This window comes from Sulfurospirillum barnesii SES-3, assembly GCF_000265295.1.
Taxonomy (GTDB): domain Bacteria; phylum Campylobacterota; class Campylobacteria; order Campylobacterales; family Sulfurospirillaceae; genus Sulfurospirillum; species Sulfurospirillum barnesii.
Genome location: NC_018002.1, coordinates 1,031,716 through 1,054,387 on the forward strand (window position 1 = coordinate 1,031,716; position 22,672 = coordinate 1,054,387).

Here is a 22,672-nt window from a genome sequence, read left to right on the forward strand (position 1 = left end):
ACTACTTGGTGCTGACACAGATTTTTGAACACTCCCTTGGTTGTAAAATTTTTATATGTGGTAACCAATATTTGACGATGCTAAAAAGTTCATCTTCATAAGATACTTTTGTAGAAAGAATGAGATACTCATCATTTTGCTCTATAATTTTTTGGTTAGGTAGCAGTGCTCTTCTAAAAAAATATTCGGCTACATTGGCATTGATTTGCAAGGTTGCATCAAATGTACTATTAGAAAACCACGTGATTTCATTTTTTCTAAGAAGTTCTAGAAATTCAGGATTTTCTGAAAATTGTGTATCTAAAAATTTTAGATTGGTCATTTTTGAAAAAGTAAATGTTTTGAAAGTACCATCTTCATCTGCACCCAAATACCAAATACCATTGATATTGACAAGCTTGTAAGGGTTTAAAACTCTTTGTTTATTTTTATAAGTACATGAGATTTGTTGGTGTTTTAAAATCCATGCGGAGATGGCTTCAAAAGATTTCTGTTGGTTTGTAATACTTTCATGGTTGAAGGATTTAATAAGATAGGCTTGACTTGTTTTGATATTTAAGAGATCGACGATAAACTCGTTTGTGAGTGCAGGATAGAGTGACTTAATCCCACATAATGTAGCAAATGCCTGAATATCTTTAAAGCTTAGATCTCCAAATGTAAAAGACTCAGCAAAGTAAAACCCATTTTCTTTTTTTATAGGTAAAAATGCAAGCCGTTCATTTATATCTCTTTGAATGGTTCGCTTATTGACATTGAACTCTTCACATAGCTCTTCAATTGTAAATCTCTCTTTTGAAACTAATTTTTGAAGGATTAATGCTAATCTTGTAGCGATTTTATCATGTTCATTCATTAAGCATAGCCTAGATTTAGTTTAGCAAGTAAAGCTTCACCATTGGCTATACTATTCTCTACTTGAGTCATTAATGCCTTAATTGCATCTTTGTCATTTTTGCGTTTATCAAGATAATAAACCGTCATTGTGATAGCAAGCCCTGTAATAGCACCTACAAAAATTGCTGTTAATGTACTTGAAAAGGGAGCCAATGCCCCAGTTGAGGCGAGAAATTTTTCGATATACTCTTCTGCTATGACTCCTAAAGTGACGATCAAACCGCTTGCAATGATTTTTTTAGCTTCGTGCATCGCTTCTTCATAAGTCATATTCTCTGGTGGAAAAATGAGTAATTTTATAGCCTTAAACAAAGAATAAATTCCTTCTCGAATAATTCTTATTACCCTTTTTGCTGTTGTTACAAACATATTGGTAACCGTTGTTACAAGATTAGAGATAAATCCTGAAATGAAACCGTCTTTAAAAGCAATCGCTACATCTTTCCACTTGGCTTTTATCTTTTTAGCAATTGTTTTGAGTCTCTTTTTTAAAATAGTTAAAAATTTATCATCATCAAATCCAGCAGAAAAACCATTTTTGTATATATCTAATATCTCATCGAAAAGAGCGGTGAAAAATTCAGTCATAACAAGCCCGATAGCTTGTTGCATACCCATTTTAGAGCCTTCGTTGAGACCCGTAATCGCAGTATTCCCAATAAATTTTTTACTTCCGTAATAATCGCCATTTATCTTTTTATCTATTTCTTCTCGTGCTTTTTTGTCTGCTTCTCGTGCTTTTTCATCATCAATTTTTGCTAATGTTTTAATATTTTCTAATTCTTTTTTTTCTTGAGGAGATAAATTATCTTTTGATTCTAACTCTTTTATTTTTTTTAGTTTTTCATTTTTTTTAGCTAAAAAAACCTCCATTGGGTCGGCTTTTTTAGAACGATTATTTTTAGCAGTTGTTGGTTTCAGATTTGTCTCTGTATTTGCAAGTTCGGTTCCCTTAATTTCAGCTAGAACTCTCCCAGCATCATCATGTATTTCGTTAGCAGATTTTATATGATCTAAATCGTGACTTTGATGTTGGTCTAATTGTGCCCCTGTCATATAATCTTTAGCTTCACCTTTCTTCCTATGATCAGAATATTGCGCATTTGTCTTTATATAACTTGAATCTTTATGGTATTCATTACTATTGTATTCACCTCTATTTTTGTAAACTTCCTCTTCAGCTACAGTAGCATATATGCCATTTCGAACATTATAGACAGTATCAACATTACCTCCAGCTTTATCATAAGCAGCAACAATTTTCCCAAGTCCAAATGGAGTTACGATAGAATGAATCACATCTTTTTTACAATCAATAATTAATTTATCAAATCTAGCTTGGTTAAAATCTTTTTTAAATTGTTCTAAAAATTCTTTTGCTTCTTCTTGCGTTACCGCAAAATTATCTTCAAAATGATAATGGTCTTCCATTGTCTTAGTTATTTCTTTGATTAGATTTAAATCTACTTTTGAAGACACAAGTTGATTAACAATATCAAAATTAACGGGTTTTAAAGAAACACTATTTTTATCTTTCAAAATATTTTTTCTTTTTTTATATTGCTCTATACTATTCATAGTGTATCAACTCCTTAAAATATGTTTCAAATCTTTAATATTTCTAGGTAGCAAAGCTACCTAGAAATATAACTTATGCGATATTTGCTTGAATAGTTAATAAAAACTCACCTTTAGTATCAATCTTTTCTGGTTGGTATTCTACTTGTAAAATCTGTTGCTCAAATGCACTGATAAAAGCGATTTCTCTTTCATGTTCTATACCATCAGCGAGCATGACAATTTTTAATAAATCTCTCAAAACATCATAATTTTTTGGATTGACTTTAGAAATATACACTTTCATTGCCGTCATAAGATTTGGGATGTTTTCATTTAATTGTTGAATACTGTCTTTAACGTGTTGAGGGTAATGAGAATTGGCAATTCCCCCTACAAATTCATCTATTTCTTCTCTTTCTTCAGCAGATATTTCACCATCAACATTTGCCATTGCTAAACCTAGAGCTGTCATCCCTACAATGAAATTAAAATATTCTTTATCGCCCTCAAAACTTTGAAATGCTTTTTTTAGTCCTGTTTCTAATTTATTTGCTCTTAAGGCTAATTCAGAAATTTTTTCATCTTTTTTTTCATCATCATCATCATCTTTTTTAGCTAAGTATGCACCCGTGCCTCCAGCAACTGCTGCTGCTCCAGTTGCTGCTGCAATTGTTCCTGCTCCTGCTAAAGACGTCGCCAATGTAGCTGCACCTAGTAATGACCCACCGCCTGTGAAAGGAGCAGCTGCTATAGCAGCAACACCACCTGCAACGCCTAAACCAATATAACTCATAGTTTTAAACCAACCCATTCTTTCTCCCTCATGGAATATTGTATATTGCATACAAGATAATCTTGTATAAGGACAAATATTACCCCCCCCCTGTCTATAAAGATGCTTAAATTGCTTCAAAATGTTTCAGTTTTTCATACCCTCTTTTCACCGCTCTATTGATTGTCACATGATCAAATGTCAAAGGAAGAGAAAGTACCTCTTGCAGTGTTTTTACAAGTAACACAAGTTCTTGCATCTTTTCTTTCTCTTCATGGTTATACTTTGAGTAGTCATTTTCTCTGACGACAAACATATCAAGTTCATCTAAAAGTGTATTGAGAAGTGATTTTACTTTTTCAAGTACATCGCAAAAAGATTTTAGGATGGCTAGATTTTCATCATTAAGAGGTAAATCAATAGCGGTCTCTTTATAAGACTGTAATGGTTTGATGCTTAGCTCTAATGGAAGATTTTTAATTTCACCAAGAGCCAAAAATACCTCTTTTAAAGTGCTATTCTCTAAGGTTTTTTTGATTACGTCAAAGCTTGAAAGAGCATCTGTATCATCATTTTCATCTTCTTCTAATGTAGAAAATACGTCTGATTCAAAAAACGATTCATCGTTCAAATACTTTTTTAAACCGTAACCTGCAGCAACTAAGGCTATACTTCCAACAACTACTGGGATCATGACAAACTCCTTTTTTCAAATATATAAAAGAAGTTTATCAAGAGTGCCTGACAGGTTGTGTCATTAGAAGAATTATTGCATGGTATAAGAAAAATTGCCTAAATTTGTTCGTACGTCAATATCCAATATAGTGCTACATGTCGATGATGCTGCCAAAGGAACCGTCCTTTCTTCGCCATAAACCATAGGTGTTTTTAACTTGTCTAATCCGTATGCAGTAACTTTACAATTGCCTTTATTGACGACAAGCCCTTGAACTTTAAAGGGTTTCTCACTAAGACCAACTAAATGCAAGATAGGCACGGTGACAGGAATACTGCCAAAGCTTCCTTGTTCATAGTGTACGCTTACTTTAAGTACAGGTTTTGTTGTTTGCTGCGGCGTATTTTGTGGTACACTGCTATCCGATTCATCATAAGCTGTACATGCTTGTACTATGTCTGATAGTTTTTCTGAGTTATTTGGCTCAAATTTTTTATTGTTGAGTGTGATAGATTTAGATTTTGAAAGAGAATAAATAAAATTCCCCCAAGCCATTTTATCGCTTTGAGCACTTGTGGTATCAATGCTTGTTGGCACAGTCATTTTAGTGTTGTTAACACTAATCGCAACAACTTGCCCTACATTGACATCATTTCGTTTTTCATTTCTTAAATATAACGCTCCACTTTGGTCATTACACTCTATGAGTAATTGGTTATTATCTTTGTCGATAATGGCATACGTTGATGTTCCGCCCATTGCCCAGCCTGTCTCCCAAGGCATAGTAGCAGCCCAACAGTTAAAACTCACAATAGATAAAACCACTATTTTTTTTATTAGCATCAAATGCTCCTTGTCGTTAGATTTTTGTATATTATTTGTCTATGTCTTGTTGATTTTCTAAAGCTTTTTCAATTGCTGTATAGCTTTCTGAAATATCACTTTCATAATCTTGAAAACATGAGTATATGTCCAATTCAGATTTTGATAAATCGCAGATACACTGCCTTAAAATATATATTGTAAGAATAATGGAAGTAATACTTATTGTAATTGAAAGCATAAAGGCTCATCCTTCTCCTAAATATTATGGAAGAAGTGTAGCCAGAGTACCTGACAGGTTGTGTCGTAATGTGAGTTTTTATAGGGCTATATCATTGAAACAAGAGAATATAAAATAAACGAAACAATTAATGGTCTTTTTCTCTTTCAAACACTTCCACCAAACTGCTCAAAAATACCTTTACATGTAAATCATTTTCCCCCTCAATGCGCTCTTTCACTTCATTCGCAGTGATGCGTATCGCTTCAACGCATTCATCGTAAAGCATGAGTGTTTCGTTAGAATTTAGCTCACAACTCTCTTTGCCAAAACGGAGCAAAAACGCTTTACTCCACCATTTTTTACTTCCTAAAAGATGCAAAGCAGGGATGTCTTTTTGGATGTAGAGTGTGGTGCAGACGACATCGTACGCAGGTGCAAGCCAAATGTCGTTAATATTTTCATAGAGTACGCCAAAGTTTTTGAGGTGGGCATCGCCATTTTGTACGAGGGAGTTGATGACCATCATCTTAAAGAAGTCTCTCAACGCCTTTTTCTTGTGTTTGGGCGAGACAAAGGTTTTGATACTTTTGGCGATGTGCTCATAAGAGCCTTCGTATTTTTCATCGGCTTGACGGGCTTGAAGCACACACATATCTTCAAAACCTAGGTAACTTCCATCCTCTTTGATGTCAAAACGCTTCATGATGAAAAGCTTGTTGTCATCAGATAGATAAAACTCAGGTACTTCTATGCCTGCACGTTTAACGATGCTCATGCAGTAAAATTCATTGAGTGCTAAGTGTGGGTACTCTTCACCCCATGCCTTGACGATGTATTCTTGCAGTGGTAAGGTGACTTTGTCACGCACTTTGGCTAAGACTTTGGGTTGAACACCACTGAGTGGCGAGTTTAGAGCGAAACGGGTTACGAGTTCATCAAAGAGTGTTTCACTTTTGGGATGAAGAAGCGTATCTAAGCTAAGAATTTCGTCTTTGGGCGTAGTATCTGCATCATAGGTAAGCCTACCTTTGATGCTCTGTGCCATGAGTTGAAGCAGTCCGAAGTCATCGGTTTTGGTTATCTTTGAGAAATGCTTTTTGATGATGGAAAGTAGATACCCCTCTGGCAAGTGCATCTCAAAGATGGGGTGGAGTTTGGGGTTAGCATAACTTTTGGCTCGCACGGGCATACTTAAAGAGACAAAAGCGTCTGGATTCCCCGTCGTGTAGTCAAAAATGTATTCATTATTTTCAAGCAGGATGCTTCCCGCTTTTTCGTTAGAAACCTTTACATGTAAACTATCGTTCATCTTTTAGCTCCTCAAACGTAGGGAAGGGTGATTTTTCTTTACATGTAAGCTCATACCCTAAGTAGTCAAGGATTTGGAGTATTTTTTTGATGCCCACATCTGAGCTTGTGCCATTCTCAAGGGCGCTGATGGTAGCACGAGAGATGCTAAGGTCACGAGAGAGTTGCTCTTGTGACACTTTTTTGGCTTTACGAAGTTGAGCCATGTGTGTGCCAAACTCTCTTAAGTCCATAATGCTTCCTTGACTAATATTTTAGACATTTTATAACTTTCATCTATAAATGTCAAATATATTGTTCAATTTTATGTTTTTACGATTCTTTACATGTAAGGAATACTTCTTGCAAATCATCTCGTAAAAAACGAGGTGAACGATGTCTTATGCCACTCCTGAAGCCACGCACCGTTTTGCCAAGCGTTTTGCGCAGTATAAAGATTTTTACATGGCGCACGATGGGCTTTTGTTCTCCAAATTGGGCTTTGGAACCTTTAAAAAAGAGCCTTATAAAGAGGAAAATTACACCTTTGATTATAAAAGTGCGCTCAAAGAGGCGATAAAAAGTGGCATTAACCTCATTGACACCGCCATTAATTACCGCTACCAACAAAGTGAAAAAGAGATAGGTGAAGTCCTTGAAGCATTATTTGCAAGCGGTGAAGTGAACCGTGAAGAGCTGATACTCTGCTCCAAAGGCGGTTTCATCCCCCTGTGTTTTCCCTTCCCTAAAAATCCCTACACATGGATAGAGGAGAATATTTTTCAAAAAGCTTTAGCAAGCAAAGAGGAGATAGAGCTTGATCAGCACTGTATGAGTGTTGCGTTTCTCAAAGATTCACTCCATCGCTCTTTGGAAAATTTACATGTAAAGGCTTTGGACATCTACTTTTTGCACAACCCTGAAACCCAACTGCTACGCTTAGGAAAAGAGGCATTTTACACCCAAATAGAGGCAATTTTTGAGGCATTTGAGGTGTGGGTGGCTGAGGGGAAAATGGCTTCGTATGGGGTTGCTGTGTGGAATGCCTTTTTTTACGATGAAGGGCATAGCGAACACATCAGTCTTGAGAAGCTTTATGAAATTGCAAAAAAAATAGGTGGTGATGGACACCATTTTCGCTACATCCAACTCCCGTTTAACATTGCCAAAACCCATGCCAATACCTTCGCAACGCAAAAGATGAGCGATGGCGGTTTGTACACTCCTGTGCAGGTAGCGCATAAACTAGGACTTGGGGTGATAGGCAGTGCTTCGTTGTTGCAGATGCACCTGTTTAAAAAACCCTTTAAGCCTGAGATTGGCTATTTGCTTGATTCTAACATGCAACTTCACAGCGATGTGCAACTTGCCCTTCAATTTGCCCGTTCCACAAGAGGGCTTTTAAGCGCACTTTTTAGCTCGCACTCTCCTTTACATGTAAAAGAGAATGTGGAAATTGCGCAGATAAATGCGGTGAGCATGGTGAAGTATAATCTTTTGTATAAGGTGGATGGCAGATGAGTTACGATGTCATAGTAATAGGCTCAGGCATTGCTGGATTGATGGCGGCTATTGAGGCAAAGGGTGAGGGAAACAGCGTAGCACTCATGTGCAAAGGGAACATCTTCAAATCCAACAGTGCACTAGCCAGTGGAGGCATCAATGCGGTCTTAGATGAAAACGATAAAGCGCTGATTATGGAGCACATCAGCGATACGTACAAAAGTGCTAAAGATGTCGGCAATAAAAAAGCCATTGCGTATTTATGCGAACAAGCACCTCATGTGATTAAAAAATTACAAAGCTATGGTGTTCTCTTTGACAGGGATGAGGCGGGGAACATTTTACAGCGAAGTTTTGGTGGAGGAAGCGATAAACGCACCTGTTTTGTAGGCGATAGCACTGGGGCTGCTATTATTCAGGTTTTAATTAAACATGCCAAAGAGGTAGGCATTGATTTTTTGGTGAACCATTTTGTGATGGATATTACCACCATTGAGGAGTACATTAGCGGTGTGGTGGCACTTAAGAAGGTGGATTCTTCGGTGAGTGTTTATCCTGCCAAATCCGTCGTTTTTGCAGGCGGAGGGTATGCGGGGATTTATCGAGGATTTAGTACCAACGCACAAGATTGTACAGGCGATATGCTGAGCATCGCCCTTCGAGCAGGTCTTAGTCTTAAAGATATGGAGTTTGTTCAGTTTCATCCCACGGGATTTGCCAAAACGGGCTATTTGGTCTCTGAGGCTGCCAGAGGCGAGGGTGGGTATCTGATTAATTCCAAAGGGGAGCGTTTTGTCAATGAATTAGGCACCAGAGATGTGCTCGCACGGGCTATTTTTGAGCAGATGCGAGCGGGGCAAAAAGTGTTTATTGACATGCGACACATCCCCAAAGAGACGCTTCTAAGCCGTGTGCCCTCACTCTATAAAAGTGCCTACAATCAAGCGGGTATTGACCTTTGCTGTGAGCTTTTGGAGATAAAACCTGTGGCGCATTACAGCATGGGTGGCATTGAATCAACGATGTGTGAAACGGCTATTAAAGGGCTTTTTGCCTGTGGCGAGTGTGCAGCCTTAGGGGTGCATGGAGCGAACCGTTTGGGTGGGAACTCTTTGTTAGAAGGGGGAGTTTTTGGCGTTTTAGCAGGTAAAAAGGCTAGAGAGTATGTTTACAATAGAGAGTTTTTACCCATTGATTACCGTGTCGTGATTAAAAATATGGGACTGGTGGAGCGCATTTTTGAGGGGGATTGTAGTAAAAACTTTAATGCCATGCGTATTTCCGTGGGCAAAATTATGTTTGATAAAGTGGGCATTTATCGCAATGAAACGCGTCTGCAAGAAGCCTTTGACTATATGAAATACCTGCGTCTTGAGTCCAATACCTTGCACTGCGTCGATAAAAGTAAAAACAATAATGTTGAGCTCATCTCCATTTTAGAGTTACGCAATGCTTTGGAGCTGAGTGAGGCGATTATCTTGAGTGCAATGTATCGAAAAGAGAGCCGAGGGGCGCATTTTAGGGAGGATTATGTGTTTACATGTAAAGAGGGAAATCGCCATGTCTTAATCCGTGAATTGCAAAAAGGATTTTTTAAAGTGCAGTACGAAGAGAGCCCTTTTTTACGATGGCTCAAAAAAATTTTAACATAAGGATAAACAATGGCAAAAGTGATGTTACGAGAAGATAATGGAGAAATTTATTTTTATATCGCCAAAAAAGATATGGAAGAGACGATTACGCATTTGGAGTTTGAGAGCGATGAGCAATGGGGTGGTGAAGTAACCTTGAGCAATGGTGAGACATGGTGGATTCAGCCAGGCAAAAAGAATTTGCCCAAAGAAGAGGTGTGCAAAAAATTAAATGATTAAAATGTGAACATAAAATTTGTATATTAATTATTCAATTTTAACTATAATTTTAGCATAAAGCGATGAAGGAGTGCAAAATGGTTCCGTATGAGGGCAAATGTGGGGATTGCCTCACAACAAAAGAACTGATGACACTTTATGAAACAGCAACGGTTGTCTCAAACTCGTTAGATTTGGTTGCATCGCTTGAAAAAGCCTTACATATTTTAAAAAATAGGCTTCAGTTGGAAAAATGTGTCATTCACACGTTGCAGGATGACACTCTTTTAACAGTATACGCCTGTATTGACTTTAGTAAACATCAAAAAGAGCTTGCTACATACACACTAGGCGAAGGTGTTACAGGCTTTGCGGCACAAAGCAAAGAGCCTGTGATTGTTGAGAATTTGCACAGTGACATGCTGTTTTTAAACAAATCAGGCAATCGTGATAAAAACGCACTCTCGTACATTGCCGTTCCCATGCTGGTGGATCAAGAGGTCATTGGGGTTTTGGGCGCAAGTATGAGTAAAACCACCGCTATTGGTTTTGAAAGTACGGTGCGTGTGTTAACCATCTTAAGCTCTATTTTTGCGCAATCCATCCGCTCTCACGATATTAATCTTAAAGAAAAAGAGCGTTTAAAAGAGCTCAAACTCTACTATAAAATGGAGTGGGACTCTAAGGTGCACAATTTTGGTGACATCATTGGAGAGAGTCCTAAAATGAAGCAGGTGTATAACGTGGTAGAGCGCATTGCAGGCAGTAATGTGAGCGTTTTGGTACGAGGCGAGACAGGAACGGGTAAGGAGCTGGTGGCGGCGGCCATTCATAAACGCTCCAAACGCAAAGATGAGCCGTTTGTAAAACTCAATTGTGCCGCTATTACCGATAGTCTGATTGAGAGTGAGCTTTTTGGGCATGAAAAAGGAGCCTTTACCGATGCCAAAGAGGCACGCAAAGGGCGCTTTGAATTAGCAGATGGTGGCACACTTTTTTTAGATGAAATTGGTGACATCTCCGCTTCAGCGCAAGTCAAACTCTTGCGTGTTTTACAAGAGCGAGAGTTTGAACGGGTGGGTGGAAGCAAGACCATTAAAGTCAATGTCCGTTTGGTGGCGGCAACGAATCGCAACCTTGAAGAGATGGTTAAAAATGGCACCTTTCGAGAGGATTTGTACTACCGTTTAAATGTCATTCCTATTGACTTGCCGCCACTTCGTGAACGAGGCGATGACATAGCGCTATTGGTCAATTTCTTTTTGCAAAAATCTATGAGTAACCATAAAAAAAAGGTGCTTATCACCGATGAAGCGATGGAGATTTTATGCCAATACACATGGCCTGGAAACGTGCGTGAGCTTGAAAACACCGTAGAGCGCATTGTGCTGATGGGAAGTGAAGATGGCATTAGTGCGGATGAAATGTTACTGCTTTTACCAGCATTTAATCAAAAATTGATGTGTCAAAGAAGGATATACAGTGAAGAGAGCTGAATTAGAGCAACACATACGAGAGGGCGTGCTGGTTCCTTTTATTGGGATGGGAGTCTTTAAAGAGACTCAAAATGAAGAGGGCATGCAAATCCCGTACGATAGCGATTCAATGATTTTGGCACTCAATGGCGGACGTGCGATGTCGCCACGGCTGATGTATGAGTATTCTCGTGCGGCGATGAGTTTGGAGCAACGCAAGGGAAGGGCGTACATTGAAGGGATGACAAACCATATTTTTACCTCCAAACCTTATGCCGTGCCAGAAGTGTATGTGTGGCTTAAAAGCCTTATGCCTCGCTATGTTGTGGATGTCAATTTGGATGATTCTTTGTTGAAACTCTACGCCGATACCGACCACTTTTTAGTGACAGGGGTGAGTCGGATTATGGGTGGGTATGAGCGTTTTATGGTTTACATGTACCACGCTCAGGAGAAGCGTTACGAGCGCATTGAAAAAGAGCTTTTAAACTCCATGTTACCCATTCTTTTTAAACCTTTAGGGTGCGTGGTGCCTGAGAAAAATTTTATTATCTCCGATGCGGATTTTGTGGATTGGCTCACCGAAGCGATGGGCGGGTATGCTATCCCTGCTTTTTTAAAGACCTATCGTGAAAACAAAGCCTATCTTTTTTTAGGGCTTGATTTTGACCGTGATACGTTTCGAATGGTTGCGAATGAAATTACAATGGGGCTTAGTGGTGGATACAGTGTGGGCGATAAAAATGAACTCACCAAAAAAGAGGAGAAATTCTTACTCTCACACCATATCACGCATTTAGAAACAAATTTGGAGCATTTTTTAAAAGGTGCCCATTGAGGGCATGCTTTTTACTCTGCTACGCTTACCTCAACTGGCTCACTTTCCCAAACACCGTGTTTGGTGCAGTAACTGTGTGCTACAAGGTTGAGTTTTTTCCCTGTTGGGATGATGGTAAATGTCACTTCAGCTTGCCCTTTTTTATCTTGACCGCCAAGCGTTCCTGAGACAAAATCAGCTCTAGCGAGCAAGGTTTCACCATTGTAAAGTTGTACATTGGCGATGTAATGGTCAAAATCATCAGGGTGTGAATAAACATTGCCTACTTTGATAGTTACTTTAAATGGCTCATTTTGCTTTGCTGTGGGCTCACAGGCGATGAACGGAGAGTGTCTATCGATATAGTCTTTTTTCGCTTCTCTCTCAACGGTGTCAATATCAACATAACGATTGATTTTTGGCATTTTAACTCCTTTTTAAATTTTGAGAATGATACAAAAAAGTCACGCAAAAGGAGATAAAAAATAAGATGAAATCACTCTGATTTATAAAATTTTAAGAAGCAGAGTGTTTCTGCTTCTTTATAAGGCTTAGATAAGGGTAATGGGGACTTTGTGTTGGGCTAGTCCAATGCTTTTTTTATCGTGCATACCAAAAGCCAGCAAAAGGAGTTGTGGTAAGCTTAAAATAGGAAGATTAATCTCACGACCTGCGACGTTTTCAAGTTCTTGCTGATAAAAATCCAACATAACAAAACTTCTCGCATCGCTTATAAGTACAAAATCTGCGGCATTATCGAACATATCAAGTATGGCTCGTGAAGCGAGTTGCTTAGAAAGAAGCGATGATGCCTTTAATACCTCATACCCATCGCTCTCATACATGCTTGCATGGGAGATGGATTTGAGTTTCAGTGTCGTAAGTAATTGGGTTAGGAGCGTTTCTTTGCGGTATTTTCGTGCACGACACGCGTGTGTTCCTAAAAACAGAGCCGCTTGGAAGTTATTTAGAGGATGTTTTATGTGCTGTTTAAGTGTTTCAATGCCTACGTCTTCAACTAAAACTTGTTCTAGGCACACCACATTACTCTCAAGATTGAGTGAAATATTTTTTGTGTGCAATTGCTTCTCAATCACTGCGTAAAGGGTTTCATCGTTTAAGAGGAGCTCTTTTGTGTACGCATGGGCAATAAAAGAGCTCTGCTCAATACAGAGAATATCTCGCTTTTCATGGCTAGCATGGGAGAGATTGTACGCATAATGTTCTAAAAATTTGAGCTTATCAAGCCCTATAAATTCACTACCAACATCGGCTTTTGCATGTGTAAACGGGATGGCATCTAGGTTTAAATATTCGACAAGTTTACGAGCAGCCAAAAGCATAGGAGCTGTTTTTTCACGTTCAATAAGGGATTCAAAAAGAAAATAGGGTTTCATAGACATATTCCTTACAAAAGAGTAATAGCGTGCGAAAGTTTTTTAACCAGAGGAGAGGTTAATGGGTGATGCTGCATGATTTCATTTTGAAGCTCAATGATTTTTTGCTCAACTTCTGCGCCACAGGGGTAAATTTTATTGCACAGCTTTACATGTAAAAAAACACCTGTGTGTTCATTTGCCACGACTTCGAGAATGGCATGTTTTTGTTTAGGATGTTTTTGAATCATATCGTAAGCAAAAGCAAACAAGGCATCCCCTTGAAAATCTTCTACAAAATCAAGCACAGCTGAAGCATAGTGATAGATGATATAGCTTTGAAAAAGCGGTTTATCTTTTGCATCCACAAAGGCATCAAGGAGGTCAAATTTTTGGTAAAAATCATCGGTATTAATGATTAAATCTTTTACAACACGTTTGGTGCTGAGTGGTTCTAAGATTAAACTTTTGCCAAAACGCTCTACTATGCCATCAAGCGAGGCATCACTAAAAAGTGCTTTACCATTGATTTTTAAAGCAGAAAATTCATCTTTTGGGTAGTCAAAACCACCTTCTTGGGCTTGAATGAATGCCAAAAGATCACGCACACTTTGGTTTTTATCTATCGTGATAAAATGTTTTGTGTAGTAGGGTAAAAAATCCGTTTTAGCGTCAAAACGAAAAACGCTAAGTTCGAGCTTGCACTCCATTTTTAGGACTCCTTTTAGATGTGTTTATCTATATTAGCGCAAGATTACTTGTAAGAATCTGTTACATGAAAGCTAATTTGAGAATGATTTTTCCCTTAAAATAAGTCTAATGGCTTCTTAATGCATGACATTATACAATCAACGCTCATTCTATACGCATTGTATCAAAGAGGACAAATGTCAAAAGAGGCGTTTTTTATCTCCCATTTTGGAAGCAAACACATTGGCGATGATGGAGCTGTTGTGGGAAATTATGTCTACTCAAAAGACTTGTTTTGTGAGGATATTCATTTTAAACGCGCATGGATGAGTTTAGAGCAAATTGCGCAAAAAAGTATGTTAGTGAACCTCTCCGATGCCATTGCCATGAATGCAAAACCGTGCTACGCACTTATTGGTGTGGTGCTTCCCAAACAGTTTAGCCATGCACAACTTACAGAGCTTGCACGTGGTTTTGAAGCTATGGCAAAGCGTTACGGTGTTGAAATTATTGGAGGCGATACCACCGCAGGCGAAAAAATGATGATTTCCATTACAATTGTCTCCACGCTTCAAGGTAAAGCTTTAGAACGAAAAAATGCCAAAGTGGGTGATTTAGTAGCATACACGGGAAAACTGGGGCATTCGTATAAGGGGCTCACTCGCCTGCTTCGAGGCGGTTCTCTTTCAAAAAAAACACGGTTTATAAGACCAACATTGAAAGCAAATTTTGTTTACAAAAGCGCAAAATACTTAAGTTCAGGCATGGACATCTCCGATGGACTCTCCAAAGACCTCTCACGCCTTTTAAAAGAGAGTGGTAATGTGGGGTTACATGTAAAGAAAAAACTTCCCAAACGGCTTTTGTGCAGCGGAGAAGAGTATGAAATGCTTTTTAGTTTTAATCCCCGTCATAAACAGGGCATATTACGCATTGCACAGCAGACACGAACGAAAATTAACATCATCGGACACGTAGCACGAAAACGCTACCGATGTGTGTGCAAAGAACACCATTTTTAACCATTTTAAGGAACACAATGATACGACAATTCTTTCTCACCCATTCACCCATAAATGCTACATTCACCAAAAACAGCAGTGACTTTGTGGTGAGTGAAATTCCCCTTTATCCCTTTAGTGGTGAGGGCGAGCATTTGGTTTTACATGTAAGAAAAAAAGATATGACTACATGGGATATGTTGCAATACTTAAGTGAAGTCACAGGGTGTAAAGTACGTGATTTTGGGTATGCTGGGCTTAAAGACAAAGAGGGTATGACCACACAGTATGTCTCTCTTCATAAGAGTTTTGAGCCAAAACTTGCCAATTTTTCGCATGAAAAAATTAAGATTTTAGATACGACGTACCATAACAATAAAATACGCACAGGACATCTTAAAGGCAACCGCTTTTTTGTACGCCTTAAAAAAGTCAGCCACATTGATGCGAAAAAACTTCAAGATGGGCTTAAAAAAATTGCCAAAGAGGGCTTTCCAAACTTTTTTGGCTACCAGCGTTTTGGCATTGATGGCGATAATTACCTTAAAGGCAAAGCTATTTTAGAGGGAAGCAGAAAAGAGCGAAACCCTAAGATGAAAGAGTTTTTTATTAATGCGTATCAAAGCTATTTGTTTAACAATTGGCTCTCTAAGCGCATTGAAATCAGTCGCTTGATTGAAGAGTTTAATGTGAGTGATGGCGTACGCTCTACCAATTTACCTAAAGAAATGGTCGAAAATCTTAAAAAACAACCCCAATTCTTTAAAATGATGCATGGTGATGTCTTGCACCACTACCCAGCAGGAAAAGCCTTTGTGTGTGAAAATGTGGACGAAGAACTCCCCCGCTTTTTAGAGCGAGGCATTAGCATTGCAGGCTGGTTACTCGGTGGTAAAAACATTCGTGCAGAGCATGAAGCGGGTGTGATTGAGCAAGAGATGTTTAAAGAGTGTGAGCCTTTTTTAGACAAACTCAATGGAAGCAGACGTTTTGCATGGAGTTTTGCAGAAGAGGTTGAGGGCGTTTATAAAGAGGAAGAGGCATGGTTTGAGATGCACTTTTCACTTCCCAAAGGCTCTTATGCGACCGTAATTATAGAAGAATTGACAAAGCAGTTTAAAGATTTATAATAACATAACATGGAAAAAGGATGAAAATGAAGCAGATAACATGTATTTTTTTTGTTATAAGCTTCGTATTGTTATTCATTGGTTGTGGGAAAGGTCCAACAATCGATCCAGAACAAATTGCATATAACACAAGTATGAGAATAAAAAAAACTAGTATTGAATTTTCAGGAGACGATGATACGCATATTAATGTTCTGGAACAAAAGTGTAAAGAACTCCATGAACTCGATGCATGTTATATGGCAGGCTTATACTATGAAAAGCAAGTTAAAACTAATAGTGCAATGCTAGACAAAGCTTTTTATTATTATAACTTAGGGTGTTTTCATTTTTATGATGGTGGTTTTTTGAAAAAAAAATTAGAATATAAAACAGATGGATATTGTTGCCTTGGACAAGCAAGAATTTTTAAAAAGAAAGAAAATATATCTACATTTTATCAACCTTTGGCAGCCATGCAACTTAAAAGGGCAGCAGATTATTACTACAGTCAAGAGGATTTTGAACAAGCTTTAGAATACTATTTGGCCACGATTCAAAAAGCTAAATTATATGATGCCAACATTTATTACATATTAAGTCAAATGGCATTGAAGGGTGAAGGACAAGAAGTTGATTATAAGCTATCTAAAGAATATTATTATAAATATCTTCCAAAAGATGCTTTGAAATTACCAAATATGGAATTGCTTAAGACGTTAATATTTTCAAGATTCGAAAATCAGAGTGATAACGTACATATTGAAGAAAGAATAACGTTAAATGAAAATGGTACTATTGAAGAAGTTATTTTGACAAAACAATCAGAAGATGAGATCATTAATCAAGAGTTTATAAAGCAAAGTAAAGAAAAAATATATCATCCAATCCCTAGTGTGTATGGTATCAAAACAATGATCGTACCAGTGAATTTTGTAATTAAATTTAATGAATAATAAGCTTTAGACAATTATTCATCTATTATTGAATTTATACTTTTGGAAGACAAATAGCCTATCAAAAATTTTCATTTATGGTAAATTTGTTGAAATTGTTTTTTCTTCAACGGAAATATTTTGGATAAGTTACTTCAAAATTCAAAAATATCATAAAAAGTATCAGGTGTGATTCAAAATAAATGGTAGGCACTATTTTAGAATTTTCACTTGATAAAGCCATTTTATGGGTCTTTATAGAAGAACTCATAAAAGTTTCGCTATAATCCATGCTTCAAAAAGGTACAGTAGGTGATTGCTTGAACACTCACGTTTAAGAGGAAAGTCCGGGCTGCATGTGAGACATGGTTCCGCCTAACGGACGGCTAGGGTAACCTAAGGGACAGTGCAACAGAGAGTAAACTACCATTATGCCTCTCTTGCGAAAGCATAGCTTTTGTGAGAGGAATTGGTGATGAGCCTTGCTTGTCTCCAAGAAGACAGTTTAATGGAAAAGGTGAAACGGTGGGGTAAGAGCCCACCAGTGTTCTAAGTAATTAGAGCAGCTAGGTAAACCCAACCTGCAGCAAGAAGGGATGGTTTTGGTCTCACACACGATAAACCCTTCGCTAGAGGCTTACCGTAAGGTAAGTCGTAGATAAATAATCACCCACGACAGAACCCGGCTTATCGCTGTACCTTTTTGACACAAGCCTAAAATAAGGATACATTTGGAAAATCTTATCTTTTTAGCGCATGTTATGCTCCTAATGGTTCTCTCTCCTATTCTCTCTCGATTTTTTCGTATTCCTACCCCTGTGGTTGAAATTTTACTTGGCTCTTTAGCTGTATGGATAGGATTGTTACATGTAGGCAATGAAGTCTTCCGAGATCTAGCCAAAATCGGCTTTTTTTATCTTATGTTTTTAGCAGGATTAGAGATTGACATTCAGCGTTTTTTGCATTACCGTGATCGTTTTTTAAAAAAAGCACTTTTATATTTTTTCTGTTTATATGCGATTTCTTTCATTTTATACCTCTTTTTTAACCTTTCTCCTGTTTATATTGTTGCGATTCCGATTGTCTCTTTAGGAATGATTATGGCGCTGATTAATCAGCATGGACGAGAGCATCGTTGGTTAGAACTCTCATTGATTATTGGTGTGATTGGTGAGTTGATTAGTATTGGAGCGCTTGTTATTTTTGATGGTGCGATTACTCATGGGCTTGGATGGCACTTTGCAAAAAGTATTTTAATTTTAATCGCTGTCTTTTTTGCAACGTACTTTTTGTTTCAATTTTTAAAAATTATTTTTTGGTGGTATCCCAATTTAAAACGTATGATTATGCCAAATAATGACACCATGCAACAGAGTTTGCGCTTTAGTATGGCACTCTTCTTTGTGTTAATAGCCACCATGCAATGGTTAGAAATTGATATGGTACTAGGAGCCTTTCTTGCTGGAATTTTTATCTCTAACTTTTTTGCGCATAAAAAAGAGCTCCCACATCAGCTTTCAATGTTTGGATTTGGCTTTTTGGTTCCACTGTTCTTTATCTTTGTTGGAACAACACTTGATTTAAATTTGGTATTAACCCCTCACATCTTAATTCACGCACTTTGGATTGTTCTTGCTATGGTTGGAGCAAGAATGTTCAGCTCTTTTGCTGCGTACTACAGTTATTTGGGACTAAAAGGCACCATTCTTTTCTCACTAGGTGATTCAATGCCCTTAACCTTTTTGGTTGCGATTGCTACCATCGCGGTTAAAAATGGTGCCATTGGTGAAAATGAATACGCTTCTTTTATCGTAGCAGCCTTGATGGAAGGCGTTTTAATTATGATTTTGATTCAAGTCTTAATGCATCTTTTTAAACGGTATGAACAAAAAAATGAAGGTACCCAACATTAAGAACATTCAAATGAGCGAACGAGCAAAAAAGTTTTTTATGTTTCTCTCCCTCGTTTGCCTTGGTACGGGTGTTTTGGCTGAAAATTCGATTGAAGAACTTTTGCATACGATTGAAAAAACGAATGATTTTTCAAAAAAAACAAAATTAGAAAACAATGGTTTTTCAACCATCTACTCTCGCAATGACCTTGATATGATGCAGGTAAGATACCTGAGTGATATTTTAAAATATACCATTGATGGGTATCGCATCAGCCGTTATAGTTTACCCGACCCCTTAAGTTTTGGTCCCATTCCTTTTGCTTCAAGTATGGTGCGCATTTTTATTGATGATCAAGAAGTGACGACTGCAATGTATGGTAGTGGAATGATGATTGTGGGTGATTTGGATTTGGGTTTTGCAGATCATATTGAACTTTACAATCTCTCTTCTTCTTTTGAGTACTCCAGTGAGCCAACATCCCTTTTAGTTCGTATCTTTTCAAAAAAAGCAGATGCAGATGGTGGTGGAAGTATACAAACGCTTGTGACAAGCCGTGGGGGTTCAACACAAAATGTTCAGTATATTGGGCGGGAAAATGGTATAGACTACATGAGCCGTATCTCTTCATCTTACGATAAGCGAAAAGAGTATGAGACAAGCAAGGAAGATCTAAACCGTGATGTGAAGCGTTACAATCTCTTAACAAGCATTCACGATGAAACCCAAAGTGTCCTTATTAATGCGTCTAAAGCCAACAAAGGTGCTTGGATAGGACCGAGTGCTGATGCGAGTTTGGACAATGCTAAAATCTCATCAGAAGATGCCCACATAGGTTATACGAAAACCGTTGAGAATTGGAAGTTTTCGCTTGCATACGATGGCTTAAAAGATGAAGTATTGTATGAAGATTCTCCCTTGTTTTATTACAAGGGGACTCCTGTAAATAAATTAGAGAGTAAAGCTCAAAGTTCAGCCCTTACCACAGAGTTAAAATACAACACAACCCTTGGCAATCACCACCTCATTACGGGGGTAAAGTACCGTCAAAAATGGGTGGAGTTTGGAACGGTTAAAATGAATGGGGTAAGTATTCCGCAAAATGAGCATACCAGGCAAGCGGTTGGTTCATTCTTTCTCGAAGACAGTTACCTGATAGCCGATAATCTTGTTGCAACACTTGGAATCCAAACAAGCCATGTTGATAATAATGAAGGGTATAAAAGTGAAAACATACAGATGCTTCGTGCAGGAATCACTTATACCAATGATGCATGGACATCAAAAAGTTTTTTCTTTCATACGGAGGGGTATATTGAACCGTATTTAATAGATTCTTTTTTTATGAAAACAGCGTATCCTAAAAAAATGATTTTGGATTCTTTTGCACAAGAGTTTAAGTATGAAGAGGGCGCTTCTTTGTATGAGTTTTTTATCAGTTATGGATGGATTGATAATACTCCTTATGTCGATGAAACCCTAAGAGTTAATAGTGCAGATGGCATTACTCAGCATCTAAATGCCTCACTACAGTACACGTATCACTATAACACGATCAATAAAGTGCTCCTCTCATACCGATATAAACGTATCGATCATTCGGGGTACGATGTTGTGTATGAAAATCATCAAATTGTATTACGCAACCAAAACCGATACGGTAAATTTGATTTTTTTGAAGAGATGTTTATCACACACAGCAAATATTATGATTACACAGGATACGACCTTACCTTAGGACTTCGTTACAATGTAAATGATAATTTTATTCTAAGCCTTAAAGGACAAAATCTTTTAGGAAAAGGTGAAAAACAGTATTTTTCACGGTTTGATTTTTCAACCATGACTCCCCTAAAATCTTTGGGCATTCCTGTTCAAGAACGACAAATTGTATTGGGTTTTGAATGGCTTTTTTAAGAGCCTTATGGATTGGAGTTTTCTTTGGGGTACTCAGCTATGCCCAAACACCTGAACAAGAACTTATTGCCAAGGTTTTAAAACTTCTTGTAGTGGAAAATAGCACGTTGCGTGTGTATGAAAACCAACCTGCAATCTCTCTTCAGGGAAGCTCATTTGATGCCCTTGTGAGTACGTGTGAGCAAGCCAGCCTCATTTATGGGGAAAATTTTGAAGTACTCTCGTTTACATGTAAAGCTTTGCCCCGTTTTAGTACCAATTACGATGTTTTTAAAAATGATACACAGGTAATTGGTGCTTTTTATTGGCGCAAAGGACGTCCACAGCTGCGTTTTAATAAAGAACGCTGTGAAGCCTTTCATATTCTTTTACCGCAAGAGTTGGTACGTTATGTTGAATAAAATCAGCTTTTCACGCTTTTTAACCTTTGTTACGATGATGCTTTTGGCGATAACACTTCTGTTTTATCTTTTTTTCTCTTATACGAAAAATGAGATTGTAAGCCATTTTGAATTCACACGATTAGAAGAAGTGCGTGAGGTATCGCATAATATTTCGACGTATATATTAAGTATGCAAGACAAGGGAGATTTATACCAAACTTTGCGGCACTCTCCAGAACAAAGAGAAGCATTAGAGCGTTTTCTTGCAACGTTTCAAACACAAAAAATAAAAAATATTTTTTTGGTTGACCAACCTGATGTGCACTCTATTTTGTTTCGTGTTTTACTAGATGGTGGAGAAGAAAAAAGCGATAAATTTCATTTTGAAGAGCGTTTTGAACCTGAAAATAGTTTATGGCTTAAGGTACTTTATACACGTACACCTCAAGTGATTTATCAAAAAGAGAGTGTTGATTCTCTTTGGGCAACCTTGTTATATCCACTGGTGCAAAAAGATGGCAGTGTCGCTATTTTGGCGTTGGATTTTTCAAAAGAGCATTATGAAAAGGTCGTCTCATCTCTGGTTGGGTTGGAACATTTTCTTCAAACGATGGTTCTTTTTTTATTGCTTATTTTTGCCATTATGATTTTTGTAATACGTATGGACAAGCGACGTGAAGAACAAAAAAATGAAGTTCAAAAAGCGCTTGAAAAACTTAATCTAACATTGGAAGAACGGGTTCAAGAAGAGGTTGAAAAAAACAGACAAAAAGACCAACACCTTATTCAGCAATCCCGTTTGGCATCAATGGGAGAAATGATTAATATGATTGCGCATCAGTGGCGCCAGCCTCTTAGTGCCATTGCTTCCTCGGTAGAGGGCTTGCGTTTAAAAATGACACTCAATAAGTTTGATGAAAAACTGTTTGAAGAAAAATTGTGTGACATTAATAGATACGTTTACTATTTAAGCCAAACGATTGATGATTTTAGGCATTTTTTTAAAGGAAGCAAAGCTAAAAAAAGTGTTACGTTGGAGAGTATTGTTGAGAAGGTTTTAAGCATTGTTCATGATGCCTTAAATCATAAACAAATTGAAATTATTTTAGAGTTTCATGCGCACACAGACTTTATGACCTATCCCAATGAAATGATGCAAGTTCTCGTGAATTTAATCAAGAATGCAGAAGATGTATTGTTGGAAAACAGTGTTGAGCAACCATGGATTAAGATAGCAACCTATAAAACACAAACAGAATTAATCCTAGAAGTCAGTGATAATGGTGGAGGCATACCTCCTGAGATTATGGCACATATTTTTGAACCTTATTTTAGTACCAAAACCCAAAAAGATGGAACAGGGATTGGTTTGTACATGAGTCAAAAAATTGTTGAAGAGCATTGTGGTGGAAAGTTGAACGTCACAAATGGTGATAAAGGCGCCATTTTTACGTTATTATTTTCACTGAGTGAATAAAAAGGAAAA

22 protein-coding genes and 1 other RNA gene are annotated in these 22,672 nt (G+C 37.7%); 13 read left to right on the forward strand and 10 right to left on the reverse strand.

All coding sequences use genetic code 11. The features are described 5' to 3' along the window. Nucleotide 1 precedes the first annotated feature (1 nt). The 7 genes from SULBA_RS05275 to SULBA_RS05310 form a co-directional block, all read right to left on the reverse strand. Entirely contained in the window at nt 2-856 is an 855-nt protein-coding gene (locus tag SULBA_RS05275; protein ID WP_014769241.1) for a helix-turn-helix transcriptional regulator, read from the reverse strand. Further along, a complete protein-coding gene (locus tag SULBA_RS05280; protein ID WP_014769242.1) occupies nt 856-2,475 on the reverse strand; it encodes an L-lactate permease in 1,620 nt (539 codons plus the stop codon). Before SULBA_RS05280 ends, SULBA_RS05275 begins: the two co-directional genes overlap by 1 nt. Before the next feature lie 73 nt (nt 2,476-2,548). After that, complete coding sequence (locus SULBA_RS05285; RefSeq protein ID WP_014769243.1) at nt 2,549-3,268, reverse strand: TerB family tellurite resistance protein; 720 nt, start codon at nt 3,266-3,268, stop codon at nt 2,549-2,551. 88 nt (nt 3,269-3,356) lie between these two features. Then, the gene (locus SULBA_RS05290) at nt 3,357-3,923 is read right to left on the reverse strand and encodes a hypothetical protein (RefSeq protein WP_014769244.1); all 567 of its coding nucleotides are present in this window, start codon (nt 3,921-3,923) and stop codon (nt 3,357-3,359) included. Nucleotides 3,924-3,995: 72 nt separating this feature from the next. Continuing rightward, complete coding sequence (locus SULBA_RS13080; protein WP_014769245.1) at nt 3,996-4,748, reverse strand: hypothetical protein; 753 nt, start codon at nt 4,746-4,748, stop codon at nt 3,996-3,998. 347 nt (nt 4,749-5,095) lie between these two features. Further along, the gene (locus SULBA_RS05305; RefSeq protein WP_014769247.1) at nt 5,096-6,259 is read right to left on the reverse strand and encodes a type II toxin-antitoxin system HipA family toxin; all 1,164 of its coding nucleotides are present in this window, start codon (nt 6,257-6,259) and stop codon (nt 5,096-5,098) included. Further along, the gene (locus tag SULBA_RS05310; protein ID WP_014769248.1) at nt 6,249-6,491 is read right to left on the reverse strand and encodes a helix-turn-helix domain-containing protein; all 243 of its coding nucleotides are present in this window, start codon (nt 6,489-6,491) and stop codon (nt 6,249-6,251) included. Before SULBA_RS05310 ends, SULBA_RS05305 begins: the two co-directional genes overlap by 11 nt. A 142-nt stretch (nt 6,492-6,633) precedes the next feature. On the opposite strand from SULBA_RS05310, the gene SULBA_RS05315 reads away from it, so the two are divergent. From SULBA_RS05315 to SULBA_RS05335, 5 genes are all read left to right on the forward strand, one after another. After that, nucleotides 6,634-7,758, forward strand: a complete 1,125-nt coding sequence (locus SULBA_RS05315) for an aldo/keto reductase (RefSeq protein ID WP_014769249.1) — start codon at nt 6,634-6,636, stop codon at nt 7,756-7,758. Next, nucleotides 7,755-9,392 carry an L-aspartate oxidase gene (locus SULBA_RS05320; RefSeq protein WP_014769250.1) on the forward strand — a complete coding sequence of 546 codons (1,638 nt, stop codon included), beginning with the start codon at nt 7,755-7,757 and terminating at the stop codon, nt 9,390-9,392. Before SULBA_RS05315 ends, SULBA_RS05320 begins: the two co-directional genes overlap by 4 nt. 9 nt (nt 9,393-9,401) lie before the next feature. Next, on the forward strand, nt 9,402-9,611 hold the full coding sequence (gene nifT, locus SULBA_RS05325; protein ID WP_014769251.1) for a putative nitrogen fixation protein NifT: 210 nt from the start codon (nt 9,402-9,404) through the stop codon (nt 9,609-9,611). Nucleotides 9,612-9,688: 77 nt separating this feature from the next. Then, nucleotides 9,689-11,086, forward strand: coding sequence for a sigma 54-interacting transcriptional regulator (locus tag SULBA_RS05330; RefSeq protein WP_014769252.1), 1,398 nt, complete (start codon nt 9,689-9,691; stop codon nt 11,084-11,086). Then, complete coding sequence (locus SULBA_RS05335; protein ID WP_014769253.1) at nt 11,073-11,903, forward strand: SIR2 family protein; 831 nt, start codon at nt 11,073-11,075, stop codon at nt 11,901-11,903. Before SULBA_RS05330 ends, SULBA_RS05335 begins: the two co-directional genes overlap by 14 nt. A gap of 11 nt (nt 11,904-11,914) precedes the next feature. Here SULBA_RS05335 and SULBA_RS05340 read toward each other — a convergent pair whose 3' ends face one another. The 3 genes from SULBA_RS05340 to SULBA_RS05350 form a co-directional block, all read right to left on the reverse strand. After that, nucleotides 11,915-12,307, reverse strand: a complete 393-nt coding sequence (locus SULBA_RS05340; RefSeq protein ID WP_014769254.1) for a class II SORL domain-containing protein — start codon at nt 12,305-12,307, stop codon at nt 11,915-11,917. Nucleotides 12,308-12,433: 126 nt separating this feature from the next. Further along, nucleotides 12,434-13,279 carry an HdrB C-terminal domain-containing protein gene (locus tag SULBA_RS05345; RefSeq protein ID WP_014769255.1) on the reverse strand — a complete coding sequence of 282 codons (846 nt, stop codon included), beginning with the start codon at nt 13,277-13,279 and terminating at the stop codon, nt 12,434-12,436. An 11-nt stretch (nt 13,280-13,290) separates the two neighbouring features. Next, nucleotides 13,291-13,968 carry a DUF5644 domain-containing protein gene (locus SULBA_RS05350; RefSeq protein ID WP_014769256.1) on the reverse strand — a complete coding sequence of 226 codons (678 nt, stop codon included), beginning with the start codon at nt 13,966-13,968 and terminating at the stop codon, nt 13,291-13,293. Nucleotides 13,969-14,145: 177 nt separating this feature from the next. On the opposite strand from SULBA_RS05350, the gene SULBA_RS05355 reads away from it, so the two are divergent. The 8 genes from SULBA_RS05355 (at nt 14,146) to SULBA_RS05385 (ending at nt 22,663) form a co-directional block, all read left to right on the forward strand. Next, on the forward strand, nt 14,146-14,970 hold the full coding sequence (locus SULBA_RS05355; protein WP_014769257.1) for a thiamine-phosphate kinase: 825 nt from the start codon (nt 14,146-14,148) through the stop codon (nt 14,968-14,970). 17 nt (nt 14,971-14,987) lie between these two features. Then, the gene (gene truD / locus SULBA_RS05360) at nt 14,988-16,079 is read left to right on the forward strand and encodes a tRNA pseudouridine(13) synthase TruD (protein ID WP_014769258.1); all 1,092 of its coding nucleotides are present in this window, start codon (nt 14,988-14,990) and stop codon (nt 16,077-16,079) included. Nucleotides 16,080-16,105: 26 nt separating this feature from the next. Beyond that, nucleotides 16,106-17,014 carry a sel1 repeat family protein gene (locus SULBA_RS05365; protein WP_014769259.1) on the forward strand — a complete coding sequence of 303 codons (909 nt, stop codon included), beginning with the start codon at nt 16,106-16,108 and terminating at the stop codon, nt 17,012-17,014. Between the two features lie 279 nt (nt 17,015-17,293). After that, nucleotides 17,294-17,699, forward strand: an RNA gene (rnpB, locus tag SULBA_RS12840) — RNase P RNA component class A. A 25-nt stretch (nt 17,700-17,724) separates the two neighbouring features. Next, entirely contained in the window at nt 17,725-18,906 is a 1,182-nt protein-coding gene (locus SULBA_RS05370) for a cation:proton antiporter (protein WP_014769260.1), read from the forward strand. Nucleotides 18,907-18,916: 10 nt separating this feature from the next. Next, nucleotides 18,917-20,803 carry a porin family protein gene (locus SULBA_RS05375; protein ID WP_041671812.1) on the forward strand — a complete coding sequence of 629 codons (1,887 nt, stop codon included), beginning with the start codon at nt 18,917-18,919 and terminating at the stop codon, nt 20,801-20,803. Beyond that, nucleotides 20,791-21,204, forward strand: a complete 414-nt coding sequence (locus tag SULBA_RS05380) for a hypothetical protein (protein ID WP_014769262.1) — start codon at nt 20,791-20,793, stop codon at nt 21,202-21,204. The genes SULBA_RS05375 and SULBA_RS05380 overlap by 13 nt, the downstream gene beginning before the upstream one ends. Further along, nucleotides 21,194-22,663: a sensor histidine kinase gene (locus SULBA_RS05385; protein WP_014769263.1), complete on the forward strand. Its 1,470-nt coding sequence runs from the start codon at nt 21,194-21,196 to the stop codon at nt 22,661-22,663. The genes SULBA_RS05380 and SULBA_RS05385 overlap by 11 nt, the downstream gene beginning before the upstream one ends. The last annotated feature ends 9 nt before the right edge of the window (nt 22,664-22,672 follow it).

Coding starts and splice junctions, on each gene's coding strand:
- SULBA_RS05285 (WP_014769243.1), bottom strand. CDS start 3,268: ATGGGTTGGTTTAAAACTATGAGTTATATTGGTTTAGGCGTTGCAGGT.
- SULBA_RS05305 (WP_014769247.1), bottom strand. CDS start 6,259: ATGAACGATAGTTTACATGTAAAGGTTTCTAACGAAAAAGCGGGAAGC.
- SULBA_RS05350 (WP_014769256.1), bottom strand. CDS start 13,968: ATGGAGTGCAAGCTCGAACTTAGCGTTTTTCGTTTTGACGCTAAAACG.
- SULBA_RS05320 (WP_014769250.1), top strand. CDS start 7,755: ATGAGTTACGATGTCATAGTAATAGGCTCAGGCATTGCTGGATTGATG.
- SULBA_RS05375 (WP_041671812.1), top strand. CDS start 18,917: ATGAGCGAACGAGCAAAAAAGTTTTTTATGTTTCTCTCCCTCGTTTGC.
- SULBA_RS05315 (WP_014769249.1), top strand. CDS start 6,634: ATGTCTTATGCCACTCCTGAAGCCACGCACCGTTTTGCCAAGCGTTTT.
- SULBA_RS05330 (WP_014769252.1), top strand. CDS start 9,689: ATGGTTCCGTATGAGGGCAAATGTGGGGATTGCCTCACAACAAAAGAA.
- SULBA_RS05385 (WP_014769263.1), top strand. CDS start 21,194: ATGTTGAATAAAATCAGCTTTTCACGCTTTTTAACCTTTGTTACGATG.
- SULBA_RS05340 (WP_014769254.1), bottom strand. CDS start 12,307: ATGCCAAAAATCAATCGTTATGTTGATATTGACACCGTTGAGAGAGAA.
- truD (WP_014769258.1), top strand. CDS start 14,988: ATGATACGACAATTCTTTCTCACCCATTCACCCATAAATGCTACATTC.
- SULBA_RS13080 (WP_014769245.1), bottom strand. CDS start 4,748: ATGCTAATAAAAAAAATAGTGGTTTTATCTATTGTGAGTTTTAACTGT.
- nifT (WP_014769251.1), top strand. CDS start 9,402: ATGGCAAAAGTGATGTTACGAGAAGATAATGGAGAAATTTATTTTTAT.
- SULBA_RS05365 (WP_014769259.1), top strand. CDS start 16,106: ATGAAGCAGATAACATGTATTTTTTTTGTTATAAGCTTCGTATTGTTA.
- SULBA_RS05290 (WP_014769244.1), bottom strand. CDS start 3,923: ATGATCCCAGTAGTTGTTGGAAGTATAGCCTTAGTTGCTGCAGGTTAC.
- SULBA_RS05345 (WP_014769255.1), bottom strand. CDS start 13,279: ATGAAACCCTATTTTCTTTTTGAATCCCTTATTGAACGTGAAAAAACA.
- SULBA_RS05275 (WP_014769241.1), bottom strand. CDS start 856: ATGAATGAACATGATAAAATCGCTACAAGATTAGCATTAATCCTTCAA.
- SULBA_RS05310 (WP_014769248.1), bottom strand. CDS start 6,491: ATGGACTTAAGAGAGTTTGGCACACACATGGCTCAACTTCGTAAAGCC.
- SULBA_RS05280 (WP_014769242.1), bottom strand. CDS start 2,475: ATGAATAGTATAGAGCAATATAAAAAAAGAAAAAATATTTTGAAAGAT.
- SULBA_RS05380 (WP_014769262.1), top strand. CDS start 20,791: ATGGCTTTTTTAAGAGCCTTATGGATTGGAGTTTTCTTTGGGGTACTC.
- SULBA_RS05355 (WP_014769257.1), top strand. CDS start 14,146: ATGTCAAAAGAGGCGTTTTTTATCTCCCATTTTGGAAGCAAACACATT.